Genomic DNA, 19590 nt, shown 5'->3' on the forward strand with positions numbered 1-19590 from the left:
CGCATTTCATTGGAAATTTCCAATGCGGAAGATGGGACTTGAACCCACACGAGCGCAATGCTCACAAGATCCTTAGTCTTGCTCGTCTGCCAGTTCCGACACTTCCGCATGACCGCATTTCCTTGGGATTTTTTATTTTCTCCCTCGCGACAAGTGATAGTATAGCAAAGTGGATCTTGTATGTCAACACCTTTTTTCAAAAGTTTTCTATTTTTTCGGTTTTTCTGTTATTTTGTCACGATTATCTTTGGTCCGGCACCCTTTGCACGGAGGAGTTTTTTGTATGCACTTACCCTGGAAGCCGGTACTTTAAATCTGCAGTTGGAACGGATCCCCTTAAATGCATTGGCTCCGGTCTTCGCTGTCGTAAGCTTTGTGCTGAAGATCGTTACATTGGAGAGTTTACTGCAGCCGCAGAAGGCTTTCGCACCTACTGTCATTATATTCGCTCCGATTTTCACTGTTGTCAGCTTCTTCGCTCCGGACATTGCAGAGGTGCCAATGGCTGTTACACGAAAGCTCTTTCCACCAATCTTTACTGTCGTCGGGATCGTAAGTGTCTTTCTTGCTGCCTTATCCGTAGCTCCGGTAAAGACTACGGTTCCCTTGCCGGATGTGTCTGCATTGGATATCTTATATTTCAGCCTGCTGACTGTATAGACTGCGTTTTTCTGAACCGTGATCCGGAATTTTTTTGTAACAGAACCGTTATATTTTCCTTTTCCTTTGATCGTAACGGATGCAGTTCCGATGTTTTTATTATTCTTCCAGGTAAGGGTGTAATCCCTTCCGTTTACAAGCTTCTTACCGCCGTAGGTTATGGTGAGTGCCTGGGTCAGCGGCTTTCCGGTAAAGGCCCCGGTCTTAAGTGCGGATATCTTTGTTTTGCTGATATTGGTAACCGCTGCAGTCTGTCCACCAATGGAAACAAATTTCACATCTTTAAAAAATACATGATATAAATTTTCACATTGATGCATTCTCTTTACATATCGTTCCGCTGCCGAGCCTGTATAACCTTCTACTGTAAAACCACCGGGAATAACTTCCTCTGCACCATTTCCCCTGTTATAACGTATTCCTAATGCCAGTCCACCAATATCTGTAACTGATTTCGGAATACGGATCTTTTTCAGCTTAAGGCAATCATGAAACGCCCCATCTTCGATCTTCGTCAGTCCCTCATGTAAGGTCACACTGGTCAGCCCGGTATTGCAAAATGTATCAGGCCCGATCTGCGTCAGACCGGCAGGTATGTCAATCTTATCCAATGATGTACAATTTCTGAATGCATCTGTCCCTAATTTATTTAACTGAGCCGGAAGCTGGATCTGTGTCAGATTTTCGCAGTTAAAAAATGCACCCTCACCCAGCTCTTTTAATTGAGGCGGAAGCTGTACCTGCTTCAGATTTTTGCAGTTACAAAATGCCCCTCCTCCTATCAGCGTCAGTTTTTCCGGAAGCTGGATATTTCTGAGTCCGGTCTCGAAAAATGCATTCCTTTCTATTTCTGTTACGGAATCCGGTAACACAATAGAACTCAGCGCACTGCAGCCCCAAAATGCTCCGTCACTGATTTTTTCCAATACTGTATTCTCAAATATCACACCCTCCAGACTGCTGCAATCTCGAAAGGCATCCTCTCCAATAGACCTCACTCCATTTTTTAATGTAACCTTTTTCAGCCCGGTACATTTTCCAAACATATCTCTCGGCACATCCACTGCACCGGATATCACCACACTCTCTATATTTGGCACATCGTAAAAGCATTGCTCCGGCATATTCATGCCTGCATTTCCATGGATTTCCAGTTCCTTAATATATTTTTTCAGATTCCACATGCCCCATCTATCAAAGCCTGTGATCCCATTCCCGATTACAAGCTTATTTACTCTAGAAAAATCGATGCCTGCCTTCTCCAAAGCACTTTCAGATATCTCATTTTTTGTCAACTCCATGTTATTTCCCGTAATGGTCAGTGTTCCATTCCCGTCCAGTACCCACGTAAATTTTCCATCAGAGTATTCTGCAGATGCCTGCACTGCATCCTTCGTTCCATCATCAAAAGCTGCGTTTTCTTCTTCCTGTTCGCATTCCTCCAACGCTTCGGCTGCATCCATTGCCGCTTCCGGAGTCTCCGGATCTTCCTCTTCTGCAGTACCCTCTGGCGCTTCTTCACCAGGCTCCATTACGCCTGTTTCCGCATTCTCCTGTACGTTATTCCCGGTATCTGGCTTGTCTGTATCTGTGGTTTCCTGTTCCTCTGTAGCAGCTGATCCATCTGCAATCTCTGCTTCCGTCTCTGCAGTATCTTCTTGATCTGAGGATGCAGCATCTCCACTTTCTTCTGCCAAAAATGTTGCTTCCGCACCCTCTGGTTCCATTTCTGCCGCCACTGTCAGCTCCGCCGGAGTCAGTGCCAGACTTGCCGCTACAAGTACGACCATGATCTTTTTTCCTGCACTTTTTCTTCTCATATGACTATGCTCCTTCCATTTTCTTCTATCATATCATATAAACATGATATATTCTATCCGGATTCCTTTTTTACAGATATTTTTAGGTAGCAAAAAAACTGCATCCGTTTCCAGATGCAGGTTTCTCAAATAAAAAATGCGGAAGATGGGACTTGAACCCACACGAGCGCAATGCTCACAAGATCCTTAGTCTTGCTCGTCTGCCAGTTCCGACACTTCCGCATATCGCATTTCTTCGGGATTCTTTATCTTCTCCCTCGCGACAAGTGATAGTATAGCAAAGTGCTTTTTGTATGTCAACAGTTTTTTTCTAAAAAAATCCAAAAATATTTTTTGTTTATACAATTAATACATTTCGTTTAATAACAATCTGAGACAGAGAATCTTTCATCCCAGAATTTATACTCCGACACAGGTTACGCCTCAGTCGTAAAAAGAGCAGCCTCTTCAAAAAGGCCGCCCTTCTGTCTCACTTCTGTTTTCTTCTATATGGATCAGTCAAAAATGATCAGTGCCATAAACACAAGATCTGTGTCGCCTGTATTGGTAAGACCGTGTCCTTTTCCATCTGGTGTGATGGTGATGTCGCCGGCCTTTACCGGGCGTTTCACGCCGTTATCGTCGTACTCGCCTTCGCCGCTTAAGATATAGTAGGTTTCTGTCTCGCCATGATGCTCATGGTATCCCAGAGAACATCCTTTTTCGATGGTAACCTGTGCGTAAAGTCCGCATTTTCCCTTCAGCTCGTCTCCCTCAAGGATGTCTTTGATGATCACATGACCTTTACCGCCGCACATATTTTCTACTCTTCTGATACCCATGATAAAATCCCCTTTCGTGATTGCATAAATTTGTGAAATTTTATGAACACAGGCTTTCTGCGGCCTGTGCCTTACTTCCTGTACAATTATAAATGATATGATAAATTTTCGCAATCCTTATTGTTATTTTCGCAAATTAACTTACAGGCAAATTTTTTCCACTGTTTATTGCTTTTCGCAGCCCTGCCGGGAGCTTCTTTGATTCAGAGCAAGTGGACATTCGCAATTGAAGCAGGATACTTCTTTGATCCGGTTAAAAAACGAAGCAGCTCTTTTTCAAAGACCTACTCCGCAATTTATACTCATATTACAAATTTTTAATTCTCTCAATTGCCTCAAGAGTATTCTCATAGCTTCCGAATGCTGTCAGACGGAAATATCCCTCACCATGTGCACCAAAGCCTGAACCTGGTGTTCCTACGATGTGTGCTTTCTCAAGGAGATAATCAAAGAACTCCCAGGAGGTCATCTGATCCGGTGTTTTCAGCCAGATATATGGAGCATTTTTTCCACCGGACACGGAAAATCCTGCTGCGGAAAGGCCCTCCAGGATCGTCTTTGCATTACGCATGTAATAAGCGATCTGCTCCTTCAGCTGTACTTTTCCCTCCGGAGAGTAAACAGCCTCGCCTGCTCTCTGTACAATGTACGGAGCACCGTTAAACTTGGTTCCGTGGCGTCTTGCCCAGAGACTGTGAAGCTCTACGCCATCACGCACCAGTTCCTTCGGAACAACGGTAAAGCCAAGACGAACGCCTGTAAAGCCAGCATTTTTGGAAAAGCTTCGAAGCTCGATGGCACAGGTTCTTGCACCCTCGCACTCATAAATGCTGTGCGGGACATCCTCCTCAGAAATATATGCCTCATATGCTGCATCATAGATGATCACGCAGCCGTTTTTGTTGGCGTAGTCGACCCACTCCTGAAGAGCTGCCTTTGTGATCGCACCACCGGTGGGATTGTTCGGGAAGCAGAGATAGATCAGATCCGGTACTTCATCTGCCGGGATCTCCGGAAGGAAACCATTCTCCTCTTTGCAGGGCATGTAGATCACACCGTCAAAATTCTCACGCTCTTTGTTATAAAGGCCAGTACGTCCAGCCATAACGTTGGTATCTACATATACAGGATAAACCGGGTCGCAGACCGCAACCTTGTTATCCAGTCCGAAAATCTCCTGGATGTTTCCGGAATCACTTTTTGCTCCATCGGAAACAAAGATCTCATCTGCGCTGATGTCGCAGCCTCTGGACTGATAATCATTTTTTGCAATGGCACTTCTTAAGAACTCATATCCGAGATCCGGAGCATATCCGTGGAAGGTTTCTGCGTGTGCCATCTCGTCTACGGATTTATGAAGGGCATCGATGATCGCCGGTGCAAGGGGCTGTGTCACATCACCGATTCCAAGACTGATCACAGAATCCTTAAATTCCGGATTGGCCTCCTTATATGCGCTTACCTTCTTTGCGATATTGGAAAACAGATAGCTTCCCGGAAGTTTTAAATAATTCTGATTTACTGTAACCATAGTATTTTATCTCCTTCTCTCAATTTCCTCTGCCAGTGCTTTTCTGACGCTGTCAGGATTTGCCTTGCCTTTCAGCTCTCTCATCAGCTGTCCTACAAAAAATCCCATAACCTTATCCTTGCCGCCCAGAAACTCTGCCAGCGGTCCAGGGTTTGCATCTACGATCTTTTTCACAGTTTCGGTGAGAAGGCTTGTATCTTCTACGATCTTAAGACCATTCTCTTCTATATATACAACCGGATCAATATCCTCGTCAAACACTTTTTCAAATACTTTCTTGGCATTCTGTGCGCTGACCTCTTTTTTCTCCACCATGGAAAGAAGGTCTGCCAGATGCTTCGGGGTAAAGCTTACCATTTCCGGATCAAGGCCCTTGTCCTTTGTCAGGCGGAGAACCTCCACCATAAACCAGTTTGCCACCTTTTTCGGGTTTCCGAGAAGAACTGCTGTCTCCTCAAAAAGTCCTGCCAGATGTCTGGATTCGGTCAGGATCCCTGCATCATAAGCCGGAAGCTCATACTCCTTCTGATAACGCTCCATCTTGGCTTCACGAAGCTCCGGAATGGAAGTACGCAGCTCTTCGATCCATGCATCGGAAATGTGGATCGGCGGAAGATCCGGGTCCGGGAAGTAACGGTAATCCTTTGCATCCTCCTTGGAACGCATAGCATGGGAAGACTCTTTGTTATCGTCCCATCTTCTTGTCTCCTGTACAACGGCTCTTCCTTCTTCCAGAAGCTCGATCTGACGTTCTCTCTCTCCTTCGATCGCTCTCGCAATGGCCTTGAAGGAGTTCAGGTTCTTCATCTCTGTTCTTGTTCCGAAGGTCTCACTTCCCACCTCACGGACGGAAAGGTTGACATCGGCACGCATGGAGCCCTCCTGGAGCTTACAGTCAGAAACTCCAAGATACTGCATGGTGCAGCGGAGCTTTTCCAGATATGCGATAACCTCCTCGGAACTTCTCATATCCGGCTCGGATACGATCTCGATCAGCGGTACCCCGCTTCGGTTGTAGTCAACCAGGGAGCAGTCCTCCCACTCATCATGGATCAGCTTACCGGCATCCTCCTCCATATGCATCTCATGGATACGTACGGTCTTTTTGCCTGCGGAAGTCTCGATCTCAACAGCTCCGTCATAGCAGATCGGCAGATACAGCTGAGAGATCTGGTAGTTCTGGGGATTATCCGGGTAAAAATAGTTCTTACGGTCAAACTTACAGTACTGATGGATATGACAGTTTGCCGCAAGACCTGCCTTGATGGCAAACTCTACCACTTTTTTGTTGAGGACCGGAAGAGAGCCCGGCATACCGGTGCAGACCGGGCAGGTATGTGTATTTGGTGCGCCTCCGAATTCTGTGGAGCATCCGCAGAAGATCTTTGTTTTTGTGGCAAGCTCCACATGCACCTCAAGTCCTATGACTGTCTCATACTGTTTCATGCCTTTTCTCCCCCTTCCATTGCTGTTCCGAAATCACCACGTTTTTTCTCATAGGCGTGTGCTGCGCGGAACAGGTTGTTTTCTTTGAAGCAGTCACCGATCATCTGGATCCCGATCGGAAGTCCTGCTGCGTCTTTTCCGCATGGAACTGTGATTCCGGGAAGTCCGCACAGGTTTACTGCTACCGTATAAATATCGCCAAGATACATGGCAAGAGGATCTTTCAGGCTCTCTCCCAGCTTCGGTGCGGTAAACGGTGATGCCGGGGCAAGAAGAACATCATATTTGGAAAAGGCCTGATCAAATTCCTTTTTGATAAGGGCTTTTGTGCGAAGTGCTTTCAGATAGTAAGCATCGTAGTAACCGGAGCTTAACACAAAGGAGCCAAGCATGATACGGCGTTTTACTTCCTCGCCGAAACCTTCAGTCCTTGTCTTCTTGTACATATCATGAAGTCCCTCGTACTCTTTTGCACGGAAGCCGTACTTCACACCGTCAAAGCGCTCCAGATTGGAGCTGGCCTCTGCGCTGGCAATGATGTAGTAAGCAGGGATCATATATTCTGTTGTCTTCATGGAGAAAAATTCTACGACTGCACCCATCTCGGTAAGGCTTTTCAGCGTATTCATAAATGCCTCTTTTACCTCCGGGTTCAGTCCCTCTGAGAGATATTCCTTCGGCACACCGAATTTCATTCCCACGATCTTATCTGTCATGGAAGAGGAGAAAGCAAGATCCTCTCTCTTCATGGAAGTGCTGTCTTTTGCATCGTGTCCGGCAATGATCTCAAGGAGTGCCGCACAGTCCGCAACATCTTTTCCAACCGGTCCGATCTGATCCAGAGAGGATGCATAAGCAACCAGTCCGTAACGGGATACTGTTCCGTAGGTCGGTTTGATTCCGGTAACACCGCAGTAGGAGCTTGGCTGACGGATGGAACCGCCGGTATCAGAACCCAGTGCCAGGTAAGTCTCTCCTGCTGCCACTGCCGCACAGGAGCCGCCGGAGGAGCCGCCCGGAACATGCTCCAGATCCCACGGGTTTCTGGTGACGCCGTAAGCGGATGTCTCTGTGGTACTTCCCATGGCGAACTCATCCATGTTTGTCTTTCCGATGATCACAAGACCTGCCTGTTCCAGACGGTCAATAACCTCGGCATTGTACTGCGGCACAAAATTCTCAAGGATCTTTGATGCACAGGTAGTTGTTTTTCCCTTAATGCAGATATTATCCTTAATTGCAATAGGTACACCGGCAAGAAGTCCTGTATAGGTTCCATCCTCAATGCCCTTCTGTACCTCTTTTGCTCTTGCATAGGCTTCTTTTTTGTAAGTATCAAGATAAGCGTGGACCTTGTCCTCTTTTGCTTCGATCTGATCAAATACGTATTTCACACCGTCCAGGACGCTTATCTGATGCTGCTTGATCTTTTCCGCAAGCTGTAATGCGGTTAATTTTCCCAAATCCATGTCCTGTCTCCTGTCTTATCCAATTGTTTTCGGAACCTGATACTGGTTTTCTTTCTGTTTCGGTGCATTGGCAAGCATCGCCTCATGATTGTCTCCGTTTGTCACAATATCTTCACGAAATACATTTTCGTCCTCAAAAATATGGGACATGGGCTCTACGGAAGAAGTGTCAAGTTCATCCAGCTTGTCTACATAATCCAGCATCTTCTGCATGTCCTCTTTTGCTTTTTCCTTTTCATCCTCTGTCAGAGAAAGTTTTGCAAGGATGCAGACATTTTCCATTGTTTCATCATCGATTATCTTTGCCATCTTTTTTCTCCTTATTACGGCTCAAGTCTGTTCATATCACGTGGGAACAGACAGGTCTCACGAACGTTTTCTTCTCCGAGGATTTGCATGGTAAGACGTTCCAGTCCGATTCCAAGTCCTCCGTGAGGCGGCATTCCATGCTTGAAGGTATCCAGGTACTGCTCCATACCCTCTTCATCCATACCACGGGCTGCGATCTTATCCTTCAGCATCTGATAATCATGGATACGCTGTCCGCCTGTAGTTACCTCAAGTCCCTTGAACAGAAGGTCAAAGCTTAATGTAAATTTCTCATCTGACGGATCATCCATTGCGTAGAACGGACGCTTCTTAGACGGATAATGTGTGACAAAAACAAAATCAGCATCATATTCTTCTTTGAAATATCTTCCGATCAGCGCTTCTTCCTCCGGCTCCAGATCATATGGGTTGCGGATCTTACGATTATATTTTTCGGCTACCAGCTCTTTGGCCTTGTCAAAACGTACTGCCGGGATCTTGTCCACCTTCGGAAGCTCCACCTTCAGAATGGAAATCTCATGAGCGTAGTCTTTCTTAAGAAGTTCTACCGCATACTGGAGAAATCCGGTTTCCATCTCCATGATATCCTCAAATCCGTTGATATAGCCCATCTCAAAATCAAGGCTTGTATATTCATTCAGATGACGTTTTGTATTATGCTTCTCTGCACGGAATACAGGGCCGGTCTCAAATACACGGTCAAAAACACCTACCATCATCTGTTTATAAAACTGCGGGCTCTGTGCCAGAACTGCCGGTTTATGGAAATAACTCAGCTTGAACAGGTTTGCACCACCCTCTGCACCTCTGGCTCCGATCTTCGGTGTGTGGATCTCGGTGAACCCCTTCTCATAGAGGTAATCACGAAATGCCCGCACCAGAGCCTCCTGGATCTTGAATTTTGCACGCTCCTGCACATTACGCAGGGCGATAGGACGATAATTCAGCTTTGCCTCCAGGGAAGTGTTCAGCTTCCATTTGTCGATGGCCAGCGGAAGAGGCTCTGCAGGTGAGGAAAGGATCTCCACATGGCTGATGCGGAGTTCTCTTCCGTGAGGTGCTCTTTCTTCCTCATGAAGAGTTCCTGTGAGGCGCACACACATCGCCTCCTTCAGATCATGAATGGAAACATTTGTCTTGTCGTTTTCATATACGGTCTGAAAAAGCCCTTCTTTTTTTCGAAGTATCACAAATGCCACGTCACCCATATTACGGATGCTGTGTATTGCACCTTCCACTGTTGCTTCCTGGTCTTTCATGCTCTCGGAAAGAAGCACATCCCAGGCACATTCTCTAGTCTTACAGATTCCATCCATAAATTCCATTCCCTCATCCTCCAATTCAAAGTAGTTTCACCGAATCAGGAAATCCCCTGCGGAATTTTTCCCGATCCGGTGTGATATCAGGCATTCAGAGCAGATCATTTCTGTCCGCCCTGTTGTTTTTTACACAGAATCATATAAAAGCATCAGAACCATCTGGGCCGTTTCAACCATATTGGTTCCGGAATCCATACTGCATTTCTGGATATAGCGGTATGCGTCATCCTCGCTCAGGTGATTTCTTTCCATTAAAAGCATCTTTGCATTTGAAATATAATTCTGTTCTTTCCATGAACGCTGCTTCGGCTTTTTCTTATCTTTTTTCCAGCGCCTTTCGATCTGAGAGATCATCATGCTCACCGTATTTACCAGATCTCCGACCTTCAGAGGCATTCCCACACATAAAATGGATGTTGGCGCCTCACTGATCACTCCCCGGGAGGCCATAAGCAGCATTTCAAAATAATCCGGCATATAGTCCAGAAGATCACGGTAGTACATATCCTGAAGATGATAACCGCAAAGCAGAACGCCGCCATCAAGCTCCGAGATACTGGCAAGGGCATTGGCACCTGAATTGCATACTGCCGCCACCGTGAATCCATATCGGTTAAGGACTGTGCGGATCTTTTTTGCATCTTCTATTTTCGGTAATGCAATCACGATACTCGTGTTCATAAGCCGCCACTCTCTTTCGTCCCATTATGCCTCGTTCATCAGATCCGATACAGATACTCCTCGATCTCCCAGTCGGAAATCTCCTGGGAATAACGCAACCACTCTTTTCTCTTTGCCTGCGCATACTGTTTGCAGAAAGCTTCTCCAAGGATTTCCTTCATCCAGCTGCTGTCCTCAAACAGTGTGATCGCTTCCCGCAGGTTCTCCGGTAAATTCTCGATACCCTGTTCCTTCTGATCCGACTCGGAAAGAGAACGGTTAGAAGCTTTTGTAGGATAGATCTTCTTCTGGATTCCATCCAGGCCCGCTGCCAGGCATACCGCAAAAACAAGGTATGGGTTGGATGCAGCATCCGGGCTTCGAAGCTCGATCCTGGTATCAGCACCATTGACTCTCGGGATCCTTACCAGTGAATTCTGGTTATTTCTCGTCCAGGTCAGCTCTGTAGGCGCATCAAATCCAGGTACAAGACGCTTATAAGAATTTACAAGCGGATTGGTGATCAGAGTCATCTCACGGCTGTGAGCCAGAAGACCTCCGATAAAATAGTATGCCTCTTCACTTAATCTGGTCGGATCCTCCGGATCCACGAAAATATTTTTTCCATTTTTAAACAGCGAAAAATGGATATGCATGGCTGAACCGTTTACTTCCCGTCTTGGCTTCGGCATAAATGTCGCATGAAGTCCATGACGTTTGGCTACAGTTCTTACCGCCATCTTAAAGGTTATAACTTCGTCTGCCATCTCACGCGCTTCCCCGTAATGAAGGGCAATCTCATGCTGTGCGGGTGCTGTCTCATGATGAGAGGATTCCACCTCAAATCCCATATCCTCAAGAGTCAGTACCATGTCACGTCTTGCATTTTCGCCCAAGTCCACCGGACTTACATCCAGATATCCGGCCTTTTCGTGAGAAACCGTTGTAGGCATTCCGTTATCATCAATATGAAACAGGAAAAACTCGCATTCCGGGTCAACATAACAGGTATACCCTGCCTCCTCTGCTGCCTGCGCTGTTTTTTTCAGAATATATCTGGAGCTCATCTCATGCTCAGACCCATCTGCACGGCGCATATCACAGATCAGTCTTGCGACCTTTCCCTGCTGAGGACGCCATGGGAGAATTGAAAAGGTATCATAGTCCGGATACAGGATCAGATCCGGCTCCTTCTCTCCCACAATGCCCGCAATATGAGAGCCATATACAACGCACTGGTTATCCAGGGCTCTTGGAAGCTCTCTTGCTGTGATCGCAATATTTTTCAGAGTTCCAAACATATCTGTAAACTGGAGGCGGATGAACTCTACGTCTTCCTCCTCTGCCATTGCAAGAATCTCTTCTCTGGTATAATTCCCCATAGTATTCTCTCCTTTATTTCCTCATCACACAAAATAATTACCCTCAAAATCAGAAAAAGGGTGCACTTCAGAGAGCTTCCGCTCCTGAAGAACACCCTTGTTCATGGACGTAATTATAGCAATCGGTCAATTCTTTGTCAACCATTTTTTAAAAGGGGCAAAAGTTCAAAAGCTTTATCGCGGAAACACGAACAGTTTTTTTGACCTTTTGCCCCTGGTACCTGTTATTTTACTGTAAATATGAATAGCTCATCAGTGATTCATCCACTGCTTTCGCAGCCTCACGTCCCTCATGGATCGCCCATACGACAAGGGACTGTCCACGATGCATATCACCTGCTGTGAACACACGATCTACGCTTGTTGCATACTGCTCCGGTTTTGTTTCCACATTGGTTCTTGGTGTAAGCGCTACACGGAAAGCATCTGTCACATATTTCTCGCTGCCAAGGAAGCCTGCCGCAATAAGGACCACATCTGCAGGGATCACTTCCTCACTGCCCTCGACCGGTACCATATTGAATCTTCCGGTCTTTTCATCCTTTACGCTTTTCAGTTTTACGATTTTGGCCTTGCAGACATTTCCTTTTTTGTCCTTGATAAACTCGGTAACGGTTGTCTGATAGATCCGAGGATCATGGCCGAATACTGCAATAGCCTCTTCCTGGCCGTAATCAGTTTTCAGGACCTTCGGCCACTCCGGCCATGGATTGGAAGGAGTTCTTGCTGCAGGAGGCTGCGGCATCATCTCAAGCTGTGTTACAGATTTCGCCCCCAGACGGATGGATGTTCCCACACAGTCATTACCAGTATCACCACCGCCAATGACCAGAACATTTTTGCCCTTTGCAAGCTCATATGGGAATTTTGCAAAATCTGTATCCAGAAGACTTTTTGTTACCTGCTTCAGGAAATCCACTGCAAAGTAAATTCCCTTGGCATCTCTTCCCGGAACCTTGATATCTCTTGGATGGGAAGCTCCGCAGCAGAGAAGGACACGGTCGTAATCTTTCAGAAGCTGCTCTGCTGTAATGTCCACCCCAACATTGATATTGGTGACAAATTTCACGCCTTCCTCTTCCATCAGTTTCAGTCTGCGGTCGATGACTTTTTTCTCAAGTTTCATATTCGGGATACCGTAACGGAGAAGTCCTCCGATACGGTCGTTTCTCTCAAATACGGTTACGCTGTGTCCGCGACGGTTCAGCTGCTGTGCTGCTGCCAGTCCGGAAGGTCCGCTTCCGATGACTGCGATCGTCTTTCCTGTGCGGACAGGCGGGATCTGCGGTTTTACCCATCCTTCTGCATAGGCTGTCTCAATGATCGCTTTCTCATTCTCCTTTGTGCTGACCGGATCTCCGTTCAGGTTACAGGTACATGCAGCTTCGCAAAGTGCTGGACACACTCTGGATGTAAACTCCGGAAAGCTGTGTGTCTTGTTTAAACGAAGGAATGCCTGCTTCCAGTTTCCTGTGTACACAAGATCATTTGTCTCAGGAACCAGGTTGTGCAGCGGGCAGCCGGAAGCCATTCCGCCGATCATCATACCTGACTGGCAGAAGGGGACGCCGCAGGCCATGCAGCGTGCTCCCTGAAGTTTCTGTTTTTCTTTATTTAATGGAATACGAAATTCGTTGAAATTCTGAATACGTTCCTTTGGCGGCAGAACCTTTGCCGTTTCTCTTTCATAATCTAAAAATCCAGTTGGCTTTCCCATTTCCTCATCCTCCTTAATGTTTCACGCCGATGCTCTCATAGAACGCTTCCATCTGTGCCTGCTGGCTGGTCAGACCTTTTTCTTCCAGCTTTGCACTTAATGTGATCATTCTCTTGTACTCATCCGGAATGAGTTTTTTGAAGTGAGGCAGATAGGAATCAAAATCAGCCAGCACCTTCTTACCGATCTCAGAGCCTGTTGCTTCCACATGAGCCTCGATAAGATCACGAAGCTCTTTTTTATCATATTTATTCTCCACTTTTTCAATGGAGATCATTGCTTTATTGAGGTTCTTATAAAGAACGTTATCCACATCAAGGACATAAGCGATACCGCCGCTCATACCTGCTGCAAAGTTCTTTCCTGTTTTTCCAAGAACTACCACACGGCCGCCTGTCATGTACTCGCAGCCATGCTCGCCAACACCCTCAACAACTGCAACCGCACCGGAGTTACGTACTGCAAAACGCTCACCGGCAACGCCGTTGATAAATGCAGTTCCGCTGGTCGCACCATAGAGTGCCACGTTTCCGACGATGATGTTCTCTTCAGCCTTGTATCCGGCCTTCTCTGGAACCTTAACGATTAGCTTTCCACCGGAAAGGCCTTTTCCGAAGTAGTCGTTGCTGTCACCGGTCAGTTTCAATGTCAGTCCTTTCGGAATAAAGGCACCGAAGCTCTGTCCGCCTGCACCTGTACAGTTTACAGTTACCGTATCCTCCGGAAGTCCATCCTTATGATTTCTTGTGATCTCAGATCCGAGGATGGTACCAAATGCACGGTCTGTATTGGTAACATTTACATCAACAGAAACTTTCTCACCCTTCTGGATCGCCGGTGCACATTTCTTGACCAGAACTTTTTCATCCAGAGTTTTCTCAAGATTGAAATTGTATACAGCCTTCGGATCAAAGGTTACTTTGCCCTTTCCTGCATATGGGTTATTCAGGATGGCACTTAAGTCAACCTTACCCTTATGCGGCTCCTGCACACTGTCAGAAACTGTAAGAAGGTCTGTACGACCTACCATCTCATCGATGGTGGCAACACCAAGGCGTGCCATGTACTCTCTCAGCTCCTGTGCAATAAAGCGCATGAAGTTCTCCACATACTCCGGTTTTCCGCGGAATCTCTTACGCAGCTCCGGGTTCTGTGTAGCCACACCTACCGGGCAGGTATCCAGATTGCAGACTCTCATCATCACGCAGCCCATCGTTACAAGTGGCGCTGTTGCAAAACCGAATTCCTCTGCACCGAGAAGTGCTGCAATGGCAACGTCACGGCCGCTCATCAGCTTACCGTCTGTCTCGATACGTACACGGTTACGAAGTCCGTTCATGATCAGCGTCTGATGTGTTTCTGCAAGTCCAAGCTCCCATGGAAGTCCTGCATTATGGATAGAGCTTCTTGGCGCTGCTCCTGTACCTCCGTCATATCCGGAGATCAGAACAGTCTGTGCACCGGCCTTTGCAACACCGGCTGCAACCGTACCAACACCCGCCTCAGAAACCAGCTTTACGGAAATATCCGCATATTTATTGGCGTTTTTCAGGTCATAGATCAATTCTGCCAGATCCTCGATAGAGTAGATATCATGATGTGGCGGCGGAGAGATCAGGCTGACTCCCGGTGTGGAATGACGGGTTTTTGCGATCCACGGATATACCTTCTTTGCAGGAAGATGTCCGCCCTCACCCGGCTTTGCACCCTGTGCCATCTTGATCTGGATCTCTCTTGCGGAAACCAGATAACGGCTGGTAACACCGAAACGTCCGCTGGCTACCTGTTTGATCGCAGAGCAGCGGTCATTGTCTGTTCCTGCTGAATCCAGACGCTCATCACTTTCACCACCCTCACCGGTATTGGATTTTCCATGGAGATGGTTCATGGCAATAGCCAATGTCTCATGTGCTTCCTGGGAAATAGAACCGTAGGACATGGCACCTGTCTTAAATCGTTTTACAATATCCTCAACACTCTCAACCTGGTCGATGGGAATAGGCTCCTTGGCAAACTTAAAGTCCAGAAGGCCTCTTAAGTTTCCATGACCCTCGTCATCTACCAGCTTTGTATATTCCTTGAACATCTCATAGCTGCCCTGTTTTGTGGACTGCTGGAGAAGATGGATGGTACGCGGATTATATTTGTGCTCCTCGCCCTGGCTTCTCATCTTATGGGCACCTACGCTGTCCAGAGTAAGATCTGTGGCAAGTCCAAGGGGATCAAATGCCTCAGAATGAAGTTTTTCTACATTATCCTCGATATCTTCCAGTGTGATTCCACCTACACGACTTACGGTTCCTGTAAAGTAACGATCGATCACATCCTGGGAAATTCCGATTGCCTCAAAGATCTGAGATCCCTGATAGGACTGGATAGTGGAAATACCCATCTTGGAAGCGATCTTTACGATACCGCTGATCACTGCATGATTGTAATCATCAACGGCTGCGTAATAGTCCTTATCCAGCATATGTGTATCGATCAGCTCATGGATCGTATCCAGTGCCAGATACGGATTGACTGCACTTGCACCATATCCGAGGAGTGTTGCGAAATGATGTACCTCTCTCGGCTCACCGGACTCCAGGATCAGGGCAAGGGAAGTGCTCTTCTTTGTTTTTACAAGATGCTGATGTACTGCGGAAACTGCCAGCAGGGACGGAATCGGCATATGGTTCTCATCCACACCGCGGTCAGAAAGGACCAGGATGTTTGCTCCCTCACGGAAGGCTTTGTCTACCTCTACGAACAGACGGTCAATGGCACGTTCAAGCTTTGTGCTCTTATAATATAATGTGGAAATAGTCACAACCTTGAAGCCGTCCTTTTTCATATTCTTGATCTTCAGCATATCGGTGTTGGTCAGGATCGGATTGTTGATCTTCAGCACCTGACAGTTCTCCGGCTTCTGGATCAGAAGATTTCCGTCTTTGCCTACATATACACTTGTAGAAGTAACGATCTCCTCACGGATCGCATCGATCGGCGGGTTTGTTACCTGTGCAAAAAGCTGCTTGAAATAATCGAACAACGGATAATGTTCCTTGGAAAATACTGCAAGGGGAGTATCATGTCCCATGGCTCCGATGCTTTCTGCGCCGTTTAATGCCATGTTTCGGATCGAAGTACGGTACTGCTCATAAGTATATCCGAAGGCTTTCTGAAGGCGTGCTCTCTCCTCCGGAGTGTATTCGACAACTCTCTGATTCGGGATCTTGATATCACGAAGCTGTACCAAATTGCTGTCCAGCCACTCACCATAAGGCTGTTTTTTCGCATATTTTTCTTTGAGCTCATTGTCATCAATGACACGACCCTGAACGGTATCAACCAGAAGCATTTTTCCCGGATGAAGACGTTCTTTTAATACGATCTTCTCCTCATCCACAGGAAGAACACCAACCTCGGAGGAAAGGATCATATAGCCATCCGATGTGATATAGTATCTGGATGGACGAAGACCGTTTCTGTCAAGAACCGCTCCCATCACATCACCATCTGAGAACAGAATGGACGCAGGACCGTCCCATGGCTCCATCATAGTCGCATAGTACTGATAAAAATCTCTCTTCTCCTGAGAAATCGTATCGTTGTTTGCCCATGGCTCCGGAATCGTGATCATCACTGCAAGTGGAAGATCCATTCCACTCATAACCAGGAATTCCAGGGTATTGTCAAGCATTGCAGAGTCAGAACCATTGCGGTTAACTACAGGAAGGACCTTGTGAAGCTCATCCTTCAGATACGGAGACTCCATGTTTTCCTCACGTGCAAGCATCTTATCGGCGTTTCCGCGGATCGTGTTGATCTCACCGTTATGTACGATGAAACGGTTCGGATGTGCTCTCTCCCAGCTTGGATTCGTGTTGGTACTGAAACGGGAATGTACCACTGCAATGGCAGACTCGTAATCCTGGCTCTGAAGATCGCCAAAGAAGGTACGGAGCTGTCCTACCAGGAACATACCTTTGTATACGATGGTACGGCTGTTCATGGAAACTACGTAAGTATTATCATTACTCTGCTCAAATTCACGACGTGCGATGTAAAGCATACGGTCAAAGGCAAGACCTTTTTCCACATCCTCCGGCTTTTTAACAAATGCCTGCATAATGCACGGCATGCACTCTTTCGCTTTATGACCAAGAACCTCCGGGAAGACCGGTACTGTACGCCATCCAAGAAGTTCCAGCCCCTCTTTTTCCACGATGATCTCGAACATCTTCTTTGCCTGAGCACGTTTGATCTCCTGCTGTGGGAAAAAGAGCTGGGCTACACCGTATTCTCTCTCTCCGCCGATATCAAAGCCTTCTTTTTTACAAACCTTCTTAAAAAATTTGTGGGAGATCTGAAGAAGGATACCGACACCATCACCGGTTTTTCCTTCTGCATCCTTACCAGCACGATGCTCAAGATTCTCTACGATCTTAAGAGCATTGGCAACTGTATCATGTGTTTTCTTTCCTTTTATATTAACAACGGCTCCGATACCGCAGTTATCATGTTCAAATTCAGGGCGGTAGAGGCCCTGCTGCTGATTTGCTACTTCTCTCATTTTTCTCATCCTTTCATTGCAGCTTCTTCTGCCGTCTTTTTATCAACTGCTGCCTGCACAAATCCACGGAACAGTGGATGTGCATGATTTGGCCTGGATTTAAATTCCGGATGTCCCTGTGTTCCCACAAAGAACGGATGTCCGGCAATTTCGATCATCTCAACAATGTGAGCATCCGGGGATGTTCCTACAATGGACATTCCCTTTTCGTCCAGTTCCTTACGAAATGCGTTGTTTACCTCATAACGATGTCTGTGACGTTCCTGGATCTCTTTCTTTCCAAAAAGCTCATAGGATCTGGAGCCTTCTGCAAGCACACACGGATAGCTCCCAAGACGAAGAGTTCCTCCAAGATCTTCCACATCCTCCTGATCCGGCATCAGAGCAATGACCGGATGTGTTGTTTCCGGTGCCAGCTCAATACTGTTGGCATCTTCATATCCAAGCACATGGCGGGCAAATTCCACAATAGCCATCTGCATTCCCAGGCAGATCCCAAGGTATGGGATCTTATGAACTCTTGCATACTGTGCCGCAAGGATCATTCCTTCTGTACCACGGTTTCCGAATCCTCCCGGAACCAGGATTCCATCTACAGAATGGAGAGTCTGATCCAGATTTTTTTCATTGAGTTCTTCGGAGTCCACCCAGGTGATATCAACCTTTGCACGGCAAGAGATCCCGCCATGCTTCAGTGCTTCCACAACACTCAGGTATGCATCATGAAGCTGTGTATATTTACCAACCATGGCGATTTTCACAGTTTTATCCGGGTGGCGGAGATTTTCTACCATATTTTCCCAGTCTGTAAGATCTGGTTTGCGATTCTCCAGTCTTAAGCTCTGCAGTACTACGTCTGCAAGCTTTTCTCTCTCCATTGCAAGAGGAGCTTCATATAAATATTCCACATCCAGATTCTGAAGCACATTGCTTACAGGCACATTACAGAACAGGGCAATCTTTCCACGGATATCCTCGGTAAGAGGATACTCACTTCTGCATACCAGGACATCCGGCTGGATTCCCATTCCCTGAAGTTCTTTTACACTGGCCTGGGTGGGTTTGGTCTTCATCTCTCCGGAAGCACGGAGATACGGGATCAGAGTTACATGGATAAGGATCGCATTGTCATGTCCCACATCATGCTGGAACTGACGGATGGATTCCAGGAACGGCTGGCTCTCAATATCACCGACTGTACCACCAACCTCGATGATGGCAATTCTGTCTTCGTCTGCGGATTTTGCTCTGTAAAAACGGCTCTTGATCTCATTGGTAATATGCGGGATCACCTGAACGGTACCTCCGCCGAAATCACCATGACGCTCTTTCTGAAGAACAGACCAGTAAATCTTACCGGTTGTCACATTGGAATTTTTGTCAAGGCTTTCATCAATGAAACGCTCATAATGTCCAAGGTCAAGGTCAGTCTCTGTACCGTCATCCGTTACAAAAACCTCTCCATGCTGAATGGGATTCATAGTTCCCGGGTCAATATTAATGTAGGGATCAAATTTCTGCATGGTCACCTGATACCCTCTGGCTTTCAGAAGGCGCCCAAGAGACGCTGCGGTAATTCCTTTTCCCAGACCTGAAACAACTCCACCTGTTACAAAAACATACTTTACTGCCATCTTCGATTTCCTCCTCCATTTTGTGTCCCACAACAAAAAGGCGTCCGGAACAGATTTCAAGGGGTGAGAATTCCCCTGTGGTATCCGTTCCTGACGCCTTTGTCAGTTATCTTTCATATAAAATATGGTTTACTATAAACTATTTTTTTTTATTTGTCAATAACTGATTTTTCATATAGTCTGCGGAATTTCTTCCTATGAAATGGATGTAAAGAAAAAACAGACGCCTGCTGAGGATTTCAA

At 46.6% G+C, this 19590-nt stretch carries 12 protein-coding genes and 2 tRNA genes; all 14 read right to left on the minus strand.

All coding sequences use genetic code 11. From position 1 onward, the window contains the following. Positions 1 to 23: 23 nt before the first annotated feature. Positions 24 to 108, minus strand: a tRNA-Leu gene (locus DMI82_RS00650). A gap of 119 nt (positions 109 to 227) precedes the next feature. Beyond that, positions 228 to 2480, minus strand: a complete 2253-nt coding sequence (locus tag DMI82_RS00655) for a leucine-rich repeat domain-containing protein (RefSeq protein ID WP_110102028.1) — start codon at positions 2478 to 2480, stop codon at positions 228 to 230. 137 nt (positions 2481 to 2617) lie between these two features. Next, a tRNA-Leu gene (locus DMI82_RS00660) sits at positions 2618 to 2702 on the minus strand. A 272-nt stretch (positions 2703 to 2974) separates the two neighbouring features. Further along, positions 2975 to 3301 carry a cupin domain-containing protein gene (locus DMI82_RS00665; RefSeq protein ID WP_015525755.1) on the minus strand — a complete coding sequence of 109 codons (327 nt, stop codon included), beginning with the start codon at positions 3299 to 3301 and terminating at the stop codon, positions 2975 to 2977. A 307-nt stretch (positions 3302 to 3608) separates the two neighbouring features. Beyond that, positions 3609 to 4832, minus strand: coding sequence for an LL-diaminopimelate aminotransferase (locus tag DMI82_RS00670; RefSeq protein ID WP_110102029.1), 1224 nt, complete (start codon positions 4830 to 4832; stop codon positions 3609 to 3611). 6 nt (positions 4833 to 4838) lie between these two features. Further along, the gene (gene gatB / locus DMI82_RS00675) at positions 4839 to 6278 is read right to left on the minus strand and encodes an Asp-tRNA(Asn)/Glu-tRNA(Gln) amidotransferase subunit GatB (protein WP_110102031.1); all 1440 of its coding nucleotides are present in this window, start codon (positions 6276 to 6278) and stop codon (positions 4839 to 4841) included. Then, positions 6275 to 7747 carry an Asp-tRNA(Asn)/Glu-tRNA(Gln) amidotransferase subunit GatA gene (gatA, locus tag DMI82_RS00680; RefSeq protein ID WP_110102033.1) on the minus strand — a complete coding sequence of 491 codons (1473 nt, stop codon included), beginning with the start codon at positions 7745 to 7747 and terminating at the stop codon, positions 6275 to 6277. The genes gatB and gatA overlap by 4 nt, the downstream gene beginning before the upstream one ends. A 15-nt stretch (positions 7748 to 7762) precedes the next feature. Continuing rightward, the gene (gatC, locus tag DMI82_RS00685; RefSeq protein ID WP_110102034.1) at positions 7763 to 8056 is read right to left on the minus strand and encodes an Asp-tRNA(Asn)/Glu-tRNA(Gln) amidotransferase subunit GatC; all 294 of its coding nucleotides are present in this window, start codon (positions 8054 to 8056) and stop codon (positions 7763 to 7765) included. 14 nt (positions 8057 to 8070) lie between these two features. After that, positions 8071 to 9402, minus strand: a complete 1332-nt coding sequence (gene aspS, locus DMI82_RS00690) for an aspartate--tRNA(Asn) ligase (RefSeq protein WP_110102036.1) — start codon at positions 9400 to 9402, stop codon at positions 8071 to 8073. Positions 9403 to 9522: 120 nt separating this feature from the next. Next, the gene (locus DMI82_RS00695; RefSeq protein ID WP_110102038.1) at positions 9523 to 10077 is read right to left on the minus strand and encodes an ANTAR domain-containing response regulator; all 555 of its coding nucleotides are present in this window, start codon (positions 10075 to 10077) and stop codon (positions 9523 to 9525) included. Positions 10078 to 10115: 38 nt separating this feature from the next. Continuing rightward, positions 10116 to 11438: a type I glutamate--ammonia ligase gene (gene glnA / locus DMI82_RS00700; protein ID WP_092069303.1), complete on the minus strand. Its 1323-nt coding sequence runs from the start codon at positions 11436 to 11438 to the stop codon at positions 10116 to 10118. Between the two features lie 229 nt (positions 11439 to 11667). Continuing rightward, positions 11668 to 13155, minus strand: coding sequence for a glutamate synthase subunit beta (locus tag DMI82_RS00705; RefSeq protein WP_021651136.1), 1488 nt, complete (start codon positions 13153 to 13155; stop codon positions 11668 to 11670). Positions 13156 to 13168: 13 nt separating this feature from the next. Beyond that, positions 13169 to 17722, minus strand: a complete 4554-nt coding sequence (gltB, locus tag DMI82_RS00710; protein ID WP_110102040.1) for a glutamate synthase large subunit — start codon at positions 17720 to 17722, stop codon at positions 13169 to 13171. Continuing rightward, positions 17719 to 19347 carry a CTP synthase gene (locus tag DMI82_RS00715; RefSeq protein ID WP_022426745.1) on the minus strand — a complete coding sequence of 543 codons (1629 nt, stop codon included), beginning with the start codon at positions 19345 to 19347 and terminating at the stop codon, positions 17719 to 17721. Before DMI82_RS00715 ends, gltB begins: the two co-directional genes overlap by 4 nt. Positions 19348 to 19590: the final 243 nt, after the last annotated feature.

Source organism: Blautia sp. BCRC 81119, from assembly GCF_003184505.1.
GTDB classification, from domain to species: domain Bacteria; phylum Bacillota; class Clostridia; order Lachnospirales; family Lachnospiraceae; genus Blautia_A; species Blautia_A fusiformis.

What these genes read in the sequence shown, in the direction of transcription:
- DMI82_RS00665 (WP_015525755.1), bottom strand. Translation starts at nt 3,301, where the DNA reads ATGGGTATCAGAAGAGTAGAAAATATGTGCGGCGGTAAAGGTCATGTG.
- gatA (WP_110102033.1), bottom strand. Translation starts at nt 7,747, where the DNA reads ATGGATTTGGGAAAATTAACCGCATTACAGCTTGCGGAAAAGATCAAG.
- glnA (WP_092069303.1), bottom strand. Translation starts at nt 11,438, where the DNA reads ATGGGGAATTATACCAGAGAAGAGATTCTTGCAATGGCAGAGGAGGAA.
- DMI82_RS00715 (WP_022426745.1), bottom strand. Translation starts at nt 19,347, where the DNA reads ATGGCAGTAAAGTATGTTTTTGTAACAGGTGGAGTTGTTTCAGGTCTG.
- DMI82_RS00655 (WP_110102028.1), bottom strand. Translation starts at nt 2,480, where the DNA reads ATGAGAAGAAAAAGTGCAGGAAAAAAGATCATGGTCGTACTTGTAGCG.
- gatC (WP_110102034.1), bottom strand. Translation starts at nt 8,056, where the DNA reads ATGGCAAAGATAATCGATGATGAAACAATGGAAAATGTCTGCATCCTT.
- aspS (WP_110102036.1), bottom strand. Translation starts at nt 9,402, where the DNA reads ATGGAATTTATGGATGGAATCTGTAAGACTAGAGAATGTGCCTGGGAT.
- DMI82_RS00695 (WP_110102038.1), bottom strand. Translation starts at nt 10,077, where the DNA reads ATGAACACGAGTATCGTGATTGCATTACCGAAAATAGAAGATGCAAAA.
- DMI82_RS00705 (WP_021651136.1), bottom strand. Translation starts at nt 13,155, where the DNA reads ATGGGAAAGCCAACTGGATTTTTAGATTATGAAAGAGAAACGGCAAAG.
- gltB (WP_110102040.1), bottom strand. Translation starts at nt 17,722, where the DNA reads ATGAGAAAAATGAGAGAAGTAGCAAATCAGCAGCAGGGCCTCTACCGC.
- DMI82_RS00670 (WP_110102029.1), bottom strand. Translation starts at nt 4,832, where the DNA reads ATGGTTACAGTAAATCAGAATTATTTAAAACTTCCGGGAAGCTATCTG.
- gatB (WP_110102031.1), bottom strand. Translation starts at nt 6,278, where the DNA reads ATGAAACAGTATGAGACAGTCATAGGACTTGAGGTGCATGTGGAGCTT.